Raw genomic sequence first — 13,481 nt, forward strand, 5'->3', positions numbered from 1 at the left:
GTCCGTTCGGCCGGTATCCGCGATGACTGGAGGCATTGAATGTCATGAAGCACCTTGACCAAGCCATACAGATTGCGCTCGAGGCGCATGAGGGACAGACCGACAAGACGGGGCGCCCTTTCTTCGAGCATTGCCAGCGAATCGCACTTCTCGTTTCCGGGGATGACGCCCGTACCGTCGCTTATCTTCACGATGTCGTCGAGAAAGGAAGGGGATGGACGCTCGATCGATTGAGAGAAGAGGGTTTTCCGCCAAAGATCATCTCCGCCGTGGATGCATTGACGCGGCGATCGGACGAGCCGTATGACGAATTCGTCACACGGGCGGCGTCGAATGCATTGGCACTACCGGTGAAAAAGGCCGATTTGGAGGACAATCTGTGGCAAAGCGAGCAGATCGGCAAAAGCGGAGAGAAATATCAGCGCGGTTTGCAGATCTTGATTGGGATTATGGCGAAGATTTAGCTTCGATTCGCCCCTGAGCCAGCATTTCCGCTGTTCCATCCGAGCAAGAGCCGATCGCAGATGAGATCTAGGGTTTGCGGCCGAAATCCTTGCGCAACTCGGTCTTTGCCTTTTCCAGCGTTGTCCGTCTCGACTTGGAGAGCTGGTCGCCTGCCCGGTTGATATAGAAGTTCAACATGGACATCGCCGATTGAAATGGGCCTGACTTGCGACGATGGCTTTGCTCGGAGGATTGCTTGAGAGAATCCGCGATCTTCTTGGCGCTGCGCTGTTTGAAGACGCCCTTGTCGAGATCCATCGCGTCGCTGTTGTCCGTCACATGCTGCGACCATTTTTTCGATTTCTTTTTTGACATCGTACCTTCCTCCTTGAGATGGCGCCCACAAGGGCAGCCGCGTCAGGGCTTCCCATGGTATCAAGCCAAACACGCAGAATTCTCCCCGGTTCCCGGTATATCAGCCGGTCGAACTTCAGCTTCGAAGCTGGCATTCACAATTGGTGGCCTTGAAGAGGCCGTTGGCGACATTAATTCCAGAAGAGTGGGATTGGCGAACAGGGATTGCCCGAGGAGCAGCCGATTGAACAGGACTGAACGTGAGCTTCGGTATCCGTCCTGGCACAAGGATGCCGTAATCTATCAGCTACATGTCAAATCCTTCTTCGACGCCAACGATGACGGATTTGGTGATTTCGAGGGTCTTACCCAGAAACTGGACTATCTGGCATCGCTTGGTGTCAACGCGATCTGGCTGCTGCCCTTCTATCCGTCTCCCCAGCGCGACGATGGTTATGACGTCCTGGATTACAAAAGCATCAGCCCGGAATTCGGCAGCCTTGCCGACTTCAAGGTCTTCGTAGACGCTGCCCATGCGCGCAAGATGCGCGTGATCATCGAGCTGGTCATCAACCATACATCCGATCAGCATCCCTGGTTTCAACGTGCGAGACATGCACCCGCCGGCTCGCCGGAGCGGGATTTCTACGTCTGGTCCGACACGGACGATAAATTTGCCGACACGCGCATTATCTTCGTCGACAGCGAAAGATCCAACTGGAGCTGGGATCCCGTCGCCGGGGCCTATTTCTGGCACAGATTCTATTCGCATCAGCCGGATCTCAACTATCACAATCCCGAGGTCATCGAAGCGCTCCTGGACATCATGCGTTTCTGGCTTGATCTCGGGGTGGACGGTTTTCGCCTCGACGCCGTTCCCTATCTGGTCGAGCGGGAAAACACCAACAACGAGAATCTTCCAGAAACGCATGAACTGCTCAAGCGCATCAGGAAGACCCTCGATGCCAGCTATCCTGGCGTCATTCTTCTTGCCGAAGCCAATCAGTGGCCGGATGAGGCACGGGATTATTTCGGAGAGGGCGATGAATGCCACATGGCTTTCCATTTTCCGCTGATGCCGCGCATATTTATGGCGGTCGCCACGGGAGACCGCCAGCCGATCGTGACGATTGTTGAGCAGACCCACGATATTCCGGAGGATTGCCAATGGGCCATTTTCCTCAGAAACCATGATGAGCTGACGCTGGAAATGGTCACCGAGGCCGAGCGCAATTTCATGTGGGACACCTATGCGTCCGACGAGCGCGCGCGGCTCAACCTCGGCATCCGGCGCCGTCTGTCGCCCTTGATGGATCAGGACAGGCGTCGCGTCGAGCTTCTGCAGGCGCTGCTGCTTTCGCTGCCGGGCAGTCCCGTCCTTTATTATGGTGACGAAATCGGCATGGGCGACAATGTCGAATTGGGCGACAGGAACGGTGTCCGCACGCCGATGCAATGGTCCGGCGGTAGAAATGGCGGGTTTTCGAATGGCGATCCGGAAACCCTCGCGCTTCCGCCCATCGACGATGCCCGGTATGGATTTCGCGCCATCAATGTGGAGGTGCAGGAGAACGACCCGCATTCTCTGCTGAACTGGATTCGCCGCACTTTGGCAATCCGCTCCAGGCATGAGGCCTTCGCACGAGGTCATATTTGTTTCGTGGATACGGATAATGCCGCCGTCATCGCCTATGTCAGGGAATACGGCGGCGACCATGTGCTTTGTGTCGCGAACCTGTCGAAAGTTCCGCAAGCCGCCGATCTCGATCTGCGCCAGTATGCGGATCAGCGCCCGAGGGAATTGTTTGGCGGTGCGCCATTCCCGGCCATTGGCAAGCGCCCCTATATGCTCACATTTCAGCCCTATGGATATTTTTGGCTACGCTTGGAGCGCCGCTCCAAGTGAGCGTGCGTTGCCAGGCTTGGCACCTGACGGCCACCATTCTGGCGCATGCTCATACGCAGCCGGCGCTCATGATGCCCATGCCCTCGCCGGAATCCCTGAAATAGCAGCATTCCCACCAAAAATAACGGATCCCGTGGAACATCGGAGCGGTACCGCAGTTCGGTAGAGTCAGAGCACTTCCAGGGACGCAAGGGTTTTACGTCCGGAATGTTCGAGGTGAGCAGGCCGACGACGCGGGCTTGCCGTGAGCGGAGTTGGGCCTTGCCGATATATCACCCGAGGGATTGTGATCGATGAACCAGACTTCAAAGGAAGAAGCCGTACGCTTGCGCGCCTATCAAATATGGCAGGACGAGGGTCAGCCGGATGGACAGGACCTTGTCCATTGGCATCGTGCAGCCCAAGAGATCCTTGCCGAAGACGGCCAGCAGCAGCCTGAAATGGATGAGACAGAGGCCGTGACGCAGGCCACGACACCACCGCAAGCGCCGCCGGTGCTTTCGGCCAAGCAGAAGCCGCGACATTAGGGGTAGAACCCTCGAAGCTGGAGCAGTGCTTTGCTGTTTTCCATTCCGCTCTGCGCGTCTGTTCGGGCGTAGGTGTCTCGTCCCGGCGAGGCGAGCGAAAGACGGCGGGATCGAACGTCAGCGCTGCCGACCTCAATGCCGGCGGTTCTCAGCAGCGCTGCCGCCGTATCGGATGGTCTTTACAGAAAAGAGAACGCAATGATCCGGAAATCCCTGCAAACGCAAATATATCCGCTGACGCCGGCCGAACTTAAGCTTTGCCAGCGCGCCTTCGACGCTTTCCTCCTCGAGCGCGATGCCAAGCGCGATAGCGAAGAAGCGGAAGCCGCGGCAGCGCTGATCATAGAGCTGTATCAAAAGGGCATCCGCGATGAGAAGCAGCTTCTGCTTTTGGCGAAGGCGGCTGACATCCGAGCCTGATGGCTTGCCGTCCACGCTTGGCCTCATACGCGGGGCGGTGGAGCATAATGTATGGGATCACGATCCGGCGGATCGTAAACACCGCGCCTCTCGTCAAATTGGTCCCAGCCGCTTTGGTGGTAGAATGTGCGGCGCGCAGCAACATCGATCCGCGGCACCCGGTCGAGAATTTCATTTGCAAGCGGAAGCTGGGCCTGTCCGACACGGGCGATAACCAGCGCACCACCGCGGCGTACGCTTTCGGCGTAAACGTTGGCGTCCTCTTCCGAAATGCCTGAACCGGTCAACGCTCCGATGATACCTCCCGTTGCGCCGCCGAGGACGGCACCGCCCGCAGCGCCGATCAGCGTCGTGATAAGCCAGCCTGCGGCGACGACGGGACCGATACCGGGAATCGCGATGGCGCCGAGACCGGCCAAAAGGCCGCCTGCGGCACCTGCCGCGGCTCCGATGCCGGAGCCCGTCGTCGCATCCGCCGCCGTTTGATTTTCTCCTTCGTCGATCCTGCGACCATCAAGCGTGCGGGAAATGATGGAGATGTCCTTCGGTGCAATTCCGGCATCCTCCAGCAGCTCGACGGCGAGCTTGGCATCGTAATAGTCATCGAAAACTCCGGCGATCATCGGCATGAGCCATCTCCTTTCGTGTGGGAACGAGCGCCTGCTGATTTAACTATCTGAAAGACAACATGTTCCGCGCTTACGCCGCCAATTGAAGGCGCATCGAGTTCCCGGCGGCAGGGGAACAATCGGCTCCGCCACCGGTTCGACGGCATCCCCGAGCGGCTGGGCAAGAAAGTCGAGGAGAACGACGATGCAACTGGATTCCAACGTACAGCAATGTGTCGAGGCTTGTCTGCGCTGTTACAGCCGCTGCCTTTCAACGGCCATGCTTCATTGCCTGGAGGCTGGCGGCAAGCACACGGAACCTGCCCATTTCCGCTTGATGATGTCCTGCGCGGAGATCTGCCAGGCCGCCGCATATTTCATGCTGATCGGCTCTAGTCATCATCCCCATCTATGCCGCGAATGTGCGGAGATCTGCCTTGAATGCGCCGATGATTGCGAGCGCATCGGCGACATGGCGGATTGCGTCGATAGTTGCCGGCAATGTGCCGAGAGCTGCCGGCAAATGGCGGCGTGAGAATCGAAATCGCGGCCGCCGCTTAAAGCAATACCCGGAAATGGGCACAGCGATTTTCCGTTCGAACTGCGTCACAACAAAAGGATAGAGCGTTTTCGCGCTTCGAAGAAAAGCGGAAAAAGTTTAGTCTAATGTTTCCAGCCAGCGCAGCACCGCCAATTCGTCCTCATCCATCCATTTGAGAATGGCCGAGCTTTTTCGCACCCGCATTTTGGTGATCTCGGCTAGACGGCCACTGTCGAAATCCTCGAACACGCGAGGGTGGATGTAGGAGCTGCGACAGACGGCGCGCGTGTTCACCAATTTCGCGGCGACGCTGTCGATGACCTCATTGATTTGTCTTGCCCTTTCTCTTGCCGTCTCCGCCGGCTCGATCGCCGAAAGCGCTGTTGCCGCCATGCGCGTTGCGCCCCATATGCGGAATTGGCGCGAGCTGAAGTTGCAGTTCGTCGCTTCGCGAATATAGGCATTGACGTCCTGCGAGCGGATCGGATGGGTCAGCCCATTTTCGTCCGCATATTGAAACAAATGCTGGCCGGGCAGTTCCTGAAGCATACGAATGGCGCGGATGATCCGCTTGTCGGCGACATCGAGGCGCCATTCCTTGCCGGACTTGCCCTTGAAGCGGAACTGCAGGCGCGATCCGATCGCTTTGACATGGCGGCCACGCAGCGTCGTCAAGCCATAGGAACCATTTTCAAGCGCGTAGGTCTCATTGCCGATACGGATGAAAAGGTTGTCCATCAGCGTGACCACCGTTGCGAGCGCCTTCGTCAAGCTCGGCTTGCGTCGCCGGAGGTCGGCGTCGACGCGCTTGCGAATGGCCGGCAGCGATCGTCCAAACTCAGCCAGTTGCGCAAATTTCTCGCTTTCGCGGATGGCGATCCAGCTTGGGTGATAACGATATTGCTTGCGCCCTCGGACATCGCGGCCGACCGCCTGCAGATGGCTGTTCGGATCCGGCGATATGATCACATCCGTATAGGCGGGAGGAATGGCGAGAGCGGATAGCCGCTCGAGCTCTGTCGGGTCGGTTATTCTTTGTCCCCGTGGATCATGGTAGACGAAGCCCGCGCCTCTTCTTTTACGGGTTATGCCCGTCTCAAGACCTGCCAGATAGACGATCTCTTCGCTTTCAGAGGCGGAGCGATTGTCGATCTGCTTATCCGATCGATCTTTTGGGGTATGGTCCACCGAATCCCGCTCGAGGCGGCCTTCCACCATCGTTGCGTCTCCGGGGTCACCGGGGATAATGGTCTCCGTTTTCACCTGTGCACCGCCGTCAATCGTCGCCCTTCTGTTTCAATGCGTCGGAGACGCGCCGCTTGCGGGGATGGTCGATATTCTCGCCATGCGCATCGCGCGCTTTTTCTCCACCATCCTTGGCGGGAAGATATCCGGCCGGCTTCGATCCGGCCGGTCCCTCCCATCGCGGTGATTGGTCCGTGGTCCCGGGTGCGCCGTCGCGTGGCTGCTGATGTTTCATCGCGGTTTCCTTTCGGGCGGTTCGATGCGTCAGATCATCCCGACGTCTCGCTTTCGCCAATGAAACCGTCCGCGTGGCGCATTGTTCCTTTCGGCTGGGGCAAAGCTGGGCCGTGGGGTGATCGCACGGGGATCGTTCAGGCCTCATAGCGAACCGCCTATCTCCCGCTGTTTACGGGAACATAAGCAGGGTCCGCTTGTTGGGCGCCATCCGCGTCGGGGAATGGCGACGCGCAACAAGCGGAGATAGATCATGGCAAAGACGGTTGGCGATTTCATCGTGCAGCGCCTTTACGATTGGGGCGTGCGGCGCATGTTCGGCTATCCGGGAGATGGCATCAACGGTCTTTTCGGTGCGTTGAATCGTGCAGAGGGAAAGATCGAGTTCATTCAGGCCCGTCATGAGGAGATGGCGGCTTTCATGGCGTCGGCTTATGCGAAGTTTTCCGGTGAATTGGGGGTCTGCATCGCGACCTCCGGTCCCGGTGCCACGCACCTGGTGACAGGCCTCTACGACGCGCGGCTCGATCATCAACCGGTCCTGGCACTGGTTGGCCAACAAGCCCGCCGTGCCATCGGCGGTCACTATCAACAGGAGGTCGATCTCGCCTCGCTCTTCAAGGATGTCGCCGGCAATTTTGTCCACCAGGCAGCCGCCCCCGCACAGATCCGACACCTGATCGATCGTGCCGTGCGTATCGCTCTTGCCAACAAGACCGTGACCGCCGTCATCCTGCCGAACGATCTGCAGGAAATGCCCTATGAAACACCGCCGCGCAAACATGGTTCCGTGATGTCGGGCATCGGCTATACGGCGCCGAGAACCGTGCCGCATGAAATCGATCTGACTCGTGCCGCCGAGGTGCTGAATGCCGGCAAGCGGGTGGCGATACTTGTAGGTGCCGGTGCGCTCGGAGCGACAGAGGAGGTGATTGCTGTTGCGGATCGCCTCGGCGCCGGCGCCGCCAAGGCGTTGCTCGGCAAGGCAGCGCTGCCTGATGATCTCGGCTGGGTCACGGGCTCGATCGGCCTTCTGGGAACCGAGCCCTCGTGGAACCTGATGCGCGATTGCGATACGCTGCTGGTGATCGGCTCCGGCTTTCCCTATTCGGAATTCCTTCCCGAAGAAGGCGATGCGCGCGGTGTTCAGATCGATATACGGCCGGACATGCTTTCCCTGCGCTATCCCATGGAGGTCAATCTGGTCGGCGATGCGCGCGAAACTCTCGAGGCGCTGCTGCCGCTCCTGACGCAGAAGCAGGATCTTTCCTGGCGCAAGAAGATCGAAGCCGATGTCGGCAAATGGTGGAGAACGCTCGAGATACGGGCGCATGTGGAGGCAAATCCCGTCAATCCGCAGCGCGTCGTCTGGGAGCTTTCGCCCCGCCTGCCCGATCGGGCGATCGTCACCAGCGATTCCGGCTCCTGCGCCAACTGGTATGCCCGGGATCTGCGCATGCGGCGCGGCATGATGGCTTCCCTGTCCGGCGGTCTCGCGTCCATGGGCGCGGCCGTTCCCTATGCGATCGCGGCCAAGATCGCTCATCCGGACAGGCCCGTCATTGCGCTCGTCGGTGACGGCGCGATGCAGATGAACAACATGGCCGAGCTGATCACCGCTGCAAAATATTGGCGAAACTGGCCCGATCCCCGGCTGGTGGTCTGCGTCTTCAACAATGAGGATCTCAACCAGGTGACCTGGGAACAGCGCGTCATGGAAGGCGATCCGAAATTCGATGCCTCCCAGCGCATCCCGGATGTTCCATATCATCGTTTTGCCGATCTCATCGGCCTGCAGGGCATCTTTGTCGACCGCCCCGAGAGCCTTGGGGCCGCGTGGGATGAGGCGCTCGCCGCCGAACGTCCCGTCGTGCTCGAGGTCAAGACCGATCCGGAGGTGCCTCCCATTCCGCCGCATCTGACGTTCGAGCAGATGAGCAATCTCGCTGCCGCCTTGCTGAAGGGAGATCCGGAGGAAAGCGGCGTCGTCAAGGGTACATTGAGGCAGGCGCTCAGTGCCATTCTCCCTGGCCGCAAATAGGCAAAACAACACCCGCCGAACCCAAGAGTCCGGCGGGCGCCGACTGTCGCCGAACGAAGGCCTTCCGGCAACATGAAGGCCTTACCGTTCAGGCGAGCATGCGCAATCCCGGCTCACGATTCCAATAGCGCTTGGCTGCAGCCCCGGGGAATGAGGCAAGATCGACGACGCCAGCATCGGGCTGAATGCCCGCCTTGTCGAGAAGCGCTTTGGCCGGAGCGTCGTGACCGATCGCCTTCAAATGCCCGAACGCGTCCATCACCCATTGCACGGCGGCCGCCTCCTTGGCGAGCGCAGCGGCACCCTCCTTGGAAAGGATGACGGCCACTGCGTCGAAGATCTGCGAAGGCGACCCGAGAAGTTGTCCGTCGGCTCTGATCGTGTTGCCGTCGGAAAGCTTCGTATCGCCGACCTTCGGCGCTACGAGGAAGGGCGTTGCCTTTGCCTCGTTCAACAGATCGACAAGATCGGCGACCGCTTTGGCGTCGCTCCCGGCGGCAATCAGTATGCCTATTTTTCGCCCCTCCAGGGTTTCTTTCATATTCCTGTGAATGGACAGGGCAGGGGATGCGTCGAGATCGATCGGTTCGCGCGCCGGCGCGTTCTTCTGAGGCATAACCAGACCGAGGCCGGCTGCAACGCGATTGGCAAGCCCGCTGTCGACATTCATCAGATTGCCGACCATGCGAGGAGGCACCTGCTCCAATTGCACCTTCGACAATTCGAAGACGAATGCCGAGGCGATATGGGCTTGCTCCGACGGTGTCTGCGACTTCCAGAACAGACGGGCCTGGCTGTAGTGATCGGCAAAGAGCTCGCCGCGAATGCGAAACTTGTCGCCTTGCTCCGCTTCGCCAGCCTGATGCTCGTAGGTTTGAAAGCCGCTGACGGGGCATTCACGCGGGCCGCCGGCTTCGCCATCGGCGCCAAGGCTGTTGGGTTCGTAATTGGCCCGCCCTTTCGGCACTGCCATCTGCATCTGCCCGTCACGCTGAAAATTCATGACCGGACATTTTGGTGCATTGATCGGCAATTGATGGAAGTTGGCAGTGCCGAGACGGGATTTCTGCGTATCGAGATAACTGAACAGGCGCCCCTGCAGCAATGGATCGTTGGTGAAATCGACGCCTGGAACGATATTGGCAGGGCAGAATGCCACCTGTTCCGTTTCAGCGAAAAAATTATCCGGATTGCGGTCGAGGACCAGGCGCCCGACGATCTTCAGCGGCAATATCTCTTCAGGAATGATTTTCGTGGAATCGAGGACATCATAGGGAAGGCTCTCGGCAAAGGCATCGTCGAAGAGCTGCAATCCCAGTTCCCATTCCGGAAATTGCCCTGCCGCGATGGCTTCGAAAAGATCGCGGCGATGATAGTCGTTATCGGCGGCCTGCAGCTTGAGAGCTTCGTCCCACACCAGCGATTGGATGCCGAGCTTCGGTTTCCAGTGAAACTTCACGAAGGTGGATTTGCCGGCCTCGTTGACGAAGCGAAAAGTGTGGATGCCGAACCCCTGCATCATGCGGAAGGAGCGGGGAATGGCGCGGTCGGACATTGCCCACATCAGCATATGCGTCGATTCCGGCATCAGCGAGACAAAGTCCCAGAAGGTGTCGTGAGCGGTGGCAGCCTGCGGATAGGCCCTGTCGGCCTCCATTTTGACCGCATGCACCAGATCCGGAAATTTCAGCGCATCCTGGATGAAGAACACGGGGATATTGTTGCCGACGAGATCCCAATTACCCTGCTTGGTATAGAATTTCACGGCGAAGCCACGCACGTCCCGTGGCGTGTCGACCGATCCCGCTCCGCCGGCAACCGTGGAAAATCGTACGAAAACGGGTGTCTTCTCGCCCTTGCGCTGGAACAGATCGGCGCGGGTTATATCGGAAAGCGGTTCGTAAAGCTCGAAGAAGCCATGAGCCGCCGAACCCCTCGCATGAACGATCCTTTCGGGAATTCGCTCGTGGTCGAAATGGAAGATCTTTTCACGCAGAACGAAATCTTCCAGCAGCGTCGGCCCTCGCTTGCCCGATTTCAAGCTGTTCTGGTTGTCTGAAACCCGTATGCCTTGATTGGTCGTCAGATGATCGGCACCGTCATGCGGTCCTTTCGTCGCGATGTGCTGATGCGTCTCGCCGCCTTCACCGCGCGATGTTTCGAAATTCGTCTCGCTCGCCATAGTATTCTCCTTCCGCCGGATTCATGCTCGTGTCGGGTTCGGCCTCGTGTCGGGTTCGGCAGGTCGAACCTTTGCCGATCGGCATTGTTCCGGCGCAGAGGTGCGGCAATAGGCTTCAGAGCTCGATCAGCGCGATGCCAAGATCCTTTTGGCGGCGGCGATGCAGATGGGCGGGCGTTTCGACGATGGTTGCTTCCAATGTCGGATGAACGATGCCGTTGAGGAAGTGGCCGCCGCGGGTCGAACCATCCTCCAGGCCGAGAACCGCGTGAAGATGCAGACTTGCCTTGCCGTCGTCGCCTGTGGCGATATCGCCGACCAGGCTCAGCACTTCGCATTGCTTCGGGACCGGGATCTCGCGGTAATTGCGATCTGCGAAATCGAACCAGCCGACCGTCGCCCTTTCAAACGCTCCGATGGCGGTGATCGAGGCCGCGGTCAGTTCCTGCTCCGTGGCGAATGCCGAGAGCGTTGCGAAGGCTTCCTCATTGGTATCGAGCACGACGATATAGGTATTCTGTCCGTTCTGGAGTTCGATTTTCTTGAAGTTCATGACACTTACCTCCGCTCAATCTTGCGCCGGCTGGCCATTGGAAGCCGAGACCCCGCCATCGACGGCAATATTGGCACCGGTGACGAAGCTCGCGTCGTCGCTCGCCAGAAAAGCGATGACGGCGGCGACTTCGTGCGGCTCGCAAACACGGCCGAGTGCAATGCGCTGCGTGAATTTAGCCACCAGCGCTTCGTCCTTGAGCATGTCCTTGGTCATGCCCGTTCGCGTCAGGCTTGGACACACCGAGTTGACGCGGATTCCCTGCTTGCCAAGATCAAGTGCGAGCGCCCGGGTGAGATTGACAACCCCGCCCTTGGCGGCATTGTAAGGGCTCATTCCCCAGTCGCCTCCTGTCCCTGAAACGGATGCAGTATTGATGATCGCACCTTTTGTTTTCTCAAGGTGCGGAATGGCGGCACGGCATCCGAAAAATACGCCATCGAGGTCGGTTGCCATCACATTGCGCCAACGCTCGTCGGAAATGTCGGCAGGTTCGCCCGCCTCGTGGACGCCTGCATTGTTGACGATGACGTCAAGCCGGCCGAACCGATCCACAACCGCCGACACCATCGCATCGACCGCTGCCGATTGCGAGACGTCCACGACCTGCGTCATGCTGCGCTCGGGCGGCAGGTCGGCGACGACCTTGCCCAGCGCCTCGGCATTGCGATCGACAAGAACGACACTGGCGCCTTCCTCCGAAAACCGCCGGGCGGTCGCTTCTCCCATCCCGGAAGCCGCGCCGGTCACGATAACAACCTTTTCCTTGAAACGATGCATTGAAATATCCTTTCGAGACGGATGAAGCGGATCACCCGGAATTGGTCTTGCGGTCAGAACTGCAAGGGGGCGCCAAGGTTCCTGGGCTGGATCGTCCGAGGATTTTGCCAATCGTGGAACCAGGCGCGAATGAGAGGGTTCGGAAACGAGGAAATCCAGCGAGGACGAAACCACACAGAATTCGGAGACAATCATGGTTACCTATCCCAAGCCCCCATTCCCGTCGCAGCAGCAGCCGATGCCCGGTCATACGGTTGCCATGGATCCGGCACCGGATCATGGAGAAGAGAGCTATCGCGGATCGGAGAGACTTGCCGGCAAGAGGGCGATCATCACCGGCGGCGACAGCGGTATCGGTCGCGCGGTCGCAATCGCCTTCGCGCGCGAGGGTGCCGATATTCTGATCTCCTATCTCAGCGAAGATGACGATGCGCATGAGACCCGACGCTGGGTCGAGAAGGCGGGCCGAAAGGCGGTACTGGTCGCAGGCGATATCCAGGATCCCAAGCATTGCCGCCATATCGTCGACAAGGCCGTGGCCGAACTCGGCGGGATCGACATCCTCGTCAACAATGCCGCCCATCAGGCGAGCTTTCACGAGATCGGCGACATCAGCGATGAGGAGTGGGAATTGACGTTCAAGGTCAATATCCATGCCATGTTCTATCTGACCAAGGCGGCCGTGGCTCATATGAAGCCGGGCAGCGCCATCATCAATACGGCGTCGATCAATTCGGACAACCCGAATCCGACATTGCTCGCCTACGCCACCACCAAAGGCGCCATCCAGAATTTCACTGCCGGTCTGGCGCAATTGCTCGCGGAAAAGGGCATTCGCGCCAATGCTGTCGCGCCTGGCCCCATCTGGACGCCGCTCATTCCTTCGACACTGCCGGAGGACGCCGTCAAGGATTTCGGGAAGCAGGTGCCGATGAAGCGGCCCGGGCAGCCGGTGGAACTCGCAACAACCTATGTCATGCTTGCCGACCCGCTTTCGAGCTATGTCTCCGGAACCACAGTCGCCGTTACGGGAGGCAAACCGTTGCTATGACGGTGGACCGTCGTTGCACGGACATGCGCCGCGCAACCTCGGTCATCCCGGGGGAACATTATGGATAGGACACGGGTTAAACCTTTGTCCGTCAGATGATGCCGAGAAAATGACCGCGCCTGGTGCGCGGGCGAGAAGCTCGTGAGGAGGCCAAATGGACCGAGAGCCGCAAGCACGTCGCCGCATGATGATCTTCGTTGCGACGATTTTCGTTCTTGCCTGTGTCATCGCCGTCTTTTTCGCCTTCGAGTTCCATCCCGGCGAGCCGGCTCCGCCTGGCGCCGCATCATCGTCTCAGGCGCAGTGACACGACCCGCTCCGCCATTCTCCAGGCTCGCACAGCTTCGCGATTTTCCGCTCGATGGATGTCGCAGCGGGTCTCACCAAGAGCAACGATAGGAGGACATGATGAACAGCAAACCACCACCCGTTCCCGAAGAAAACCGGAGCGATAAGGGCGTCGGCGATCACGCCAGACCGTCCGTATCCGATCCTCGCAGGCCTGACACGTCCGTCGATCCCGAGAAGAAGGGCCAGCAGGGAAACAGCAGGATCAACACCAGCCACCAGGGTCATCAACAGGATCGATAGGAGG

At 59.1% G+C, this 13,481-nt stretch carries 15 protein-coding genes and 1 pseudogene; 9 read left to right on the forward strand and 7 right to left on the reverse strand.

What is annotated here, in order from left to right; genetic code table 11:
* Nucleotides 1–44 precede the first annotated feature (44 nt).
* On the forward strand, nt 45–464 hold the full coding sequence (locus DQ393_RS31665) for an HD domain-containing protein (protein ID WP_112345631.1): 420 nt from the start codon (nt 45–47) through the stop codon (nt 462–464).
* A 67-nt stretch (nt 465–531) separates the two neighbouring features.
* Here the strand turns inward: DQ393_RS31665 and DQ393_RS31670 are convergent, their stop codons facing one another.
* A complete protein-coding gene (locus tag DQ393_RS31670) occupies nt 532–819 on the reverse strand; it encodes a DUF3175 domain-containing protein (RefSeq protein ID WP_112345632.1) in 288 nt (95 codons plus the stop codon).
* 223 nt (nt 820–1,042) lie between these two features.
* On the opposite strand from DQ393_RS31670, the pseudogene treS reads away from it, so the two are divergent.
* The 3 genes and pseudogenes from treS to DQ393_RS31685 form a co-directional block, all read left to right on the forward strand.
* Nucleotides 1,043–2,689, forward strand: a pseudogene (gene treS, locus DQ393_RS31675) (maltose alpha-D-glucosyltransferase); the annotation flags it as partial.
* A gap of 308 nt (nt 2,690–2,997) precedes the next feature.
* Complete coding sequence (locus DQ393_RS31680; protein ID WP_112345634.1) at nt 2,998–3,231, forward strand: DUF2934 domain-containing protein; 234 nt, start codon at nt 2,998–3,000, stop codon at nt 3,229–3,231.
* A 198-nt stretch (nt 3,232–3,429) separates the two neighbouring features.
* Nucleotides 3,430–3,651 (forward strand): hypothetical protein, encoded by a 222-nt coding sequence (locus DQ393_RS31685; RefSeq protein WP_112345907.1) that lies wholly within the window; start codon nt 3,430–3,432, stop codon nt 3,649–3,651.
* Between the two features lie 23 nt (nt 3,652–3,674).
* Here DQ393_RS31685 and DQ393_RS31690 read toward each other — a convergent pair whose 3' ends face one another.
* On the reverse strand, nt 3,675–4,280 hold the full coding sequence (locus tag DQ393_RS31690; RefSeq protein WP_245430529.1) for a hypothetical protein: 606 nt from the start codon (nt 4,278–4,280) through the stop codon (nt 3,675–3,677).
* A gap of 184 nt (nt 4,281–4,464) precedes the next feature.
* On the opposite strand from DQ393_RS31690, the gene DQ393_RS31695 reads away from it, so the two are divergent.
* Complete coding sequence (locus DQ393_RS31695; RefSeq protein WP_112345635.1) at nt 4,465–4,794, forward strand: four-helix bundle copper-binding protein; 330 nt, start codon at nt 4,465–4,467, stop codon at nt 4,792–4,794.
* A 123-nt stretch (nt 4,795–4,917) separates the two neighbouring features.
* Here the strand turns inward: DQ393_RS31695 and DQ393_RS31700 are convergent, their stop codons facing one another.
* Nucleotides 4,918–6,018, reverse strand: a complete 1,101-nt coding sequence (locus DQ393_RS31700; RefSeq protein ID WP_112345636.1) for a DNA topoisomerase IB — start codon at nt 6,016–6,018, stop codon at nt 4,918–4,920.
* A 58-nt stretch (nt 6,019–6,076) separates the two neighbouring features.
* Nucleotides 6,077–6,280 carry a hypothetical protein gene (locus tag DQ393_RS31705; protein ID WP_112345637.1) on the reverse strand — a complete coding sequence of 68 codons (204 nt, stop codon included), beginning with the start codon at nt 6,278–6,280 and terminating at the stop codon, nt 6,077–6,079.
* A gap of 252 nt (nt 6,281–6,532) precedes the next feature.
* Between DQ393_RS31705 and DQ393_RS31710 the strand changes: the two genes are divergently transcribed.
* Complete coding sequence (locus tag DQ393_RS31710; RefSeq protein ID WP_112345638.1) at nt 6,533–8,320, forward strand: thiamine pyrophosphate-requiring protein; 1,788 nt, start codon at nt 6,533–6,535, stop codon at nt 8,318–8,320.
* A gap of 88 nt (nt 8,321–8,408) precedes the next feature.
* Here DQ393_RS31710 and DQ393_RS31715 read toward each other — a convergent pair whose 3' ends face one another.
* The 3 genes from DQ393_RS31715 to DQ393_RS31725 form a co-directional block, all read right to left on the reverse strand.
* Nucleotides 8,409–10,502, reverse strand: coding sequence for a catalase (locus DQ393_RS31715; protein WP_112345639.1), 2,094 nt, complete (start codon nt 10,500–10,502; stop codon nt 8,409–8,411).
* A gap of 115 nt (nt 10,503–10,617) precedes the next feature.
* A complete protein-coding gene (locus DQ393_RS31720) occupies nt 10,618–11,055 on the reverse strand; it encodes a PPC domain-containing DNA-binding protein (RefSeq protein WP_112345640.1) in 438 nt (145 codons plus the stop codon).
* Between the two features lie 15 nt (nt 11,056–11,070).
* Nucleotides 11,071–11,835 (reverse strand): SDR family NAD(P)-dependent oxidoreductase, encoded by a 765-nt coding sequence (locus tag DQ393_RS31725; RefSeq protein WP_112345641.1) that lies wholly within the window; start codon nt 11,833–11,835, stop codon nt 11,071–11,073.
* A 193-nt stretch (nt 11,836–12,028) separates the two neighbouring features.
* Here DQ393_RS31725 and DQ393_RS31730 point away from each other — a divergent pair, with 193 nt between their 5' ends.
* The 3 genes from DQ393_RS31730 to DQ393_RS31735 all read left to right on the forward strand — a co-directional run bounded on the left by DQ393_RS31730 (nt 12,029) and on the right by DQ393_RS31735 (nt 13,477).
* The gene (locus DQ393_RS31730; protein WP_112345642.1) at nt 12,029–12,886 is read left to right on the forward strand and encodes an SDR family oxidoreductase; all 858 of its coding nucleotides are present in this window, start codon (nt 12,029–12,031) and stop codon (nt 12,884–12,886) included.
* Nucleotides 12,887–13,040: 154 nt separating this feature from the next.
* A complete protein-coding gene (locus DQ393_RS33635) occupies nt 13,041–13,193 on the forward strand; it encodes a hypothetical protein (protein ID WP_181592459.1) in 153 nt (50 codons plus the stop codon).
* Nucleotides 13,194–13,294: 101 nt separating this feature from the next.
* The gene (locus tag DQ393_RS31735; RefSeq protein ID WP_112345643.1) at nt 13,295–13,477 is read left to right on the forward strand and encodes a hypothetical protein; all 183 of its coding nucleotides are present in this window, start codon (nt 13,295–13,297) and stop codon (nt 13,475–13,477) included.
* Nucleotides 13,478–13,481: the final 4 nt, after the last annotated feature.

The sequence above is a fragment of the Martinezella tropici genome, from assembly GCF_003287875.1.
GTDB classification, from domain to species: Bacteria; Pseudomonadota; Alphaproteobacteria; order Rhizobiales; family Rhizobiaceae; genus Rhizobium; species Rhizobium tropici_C.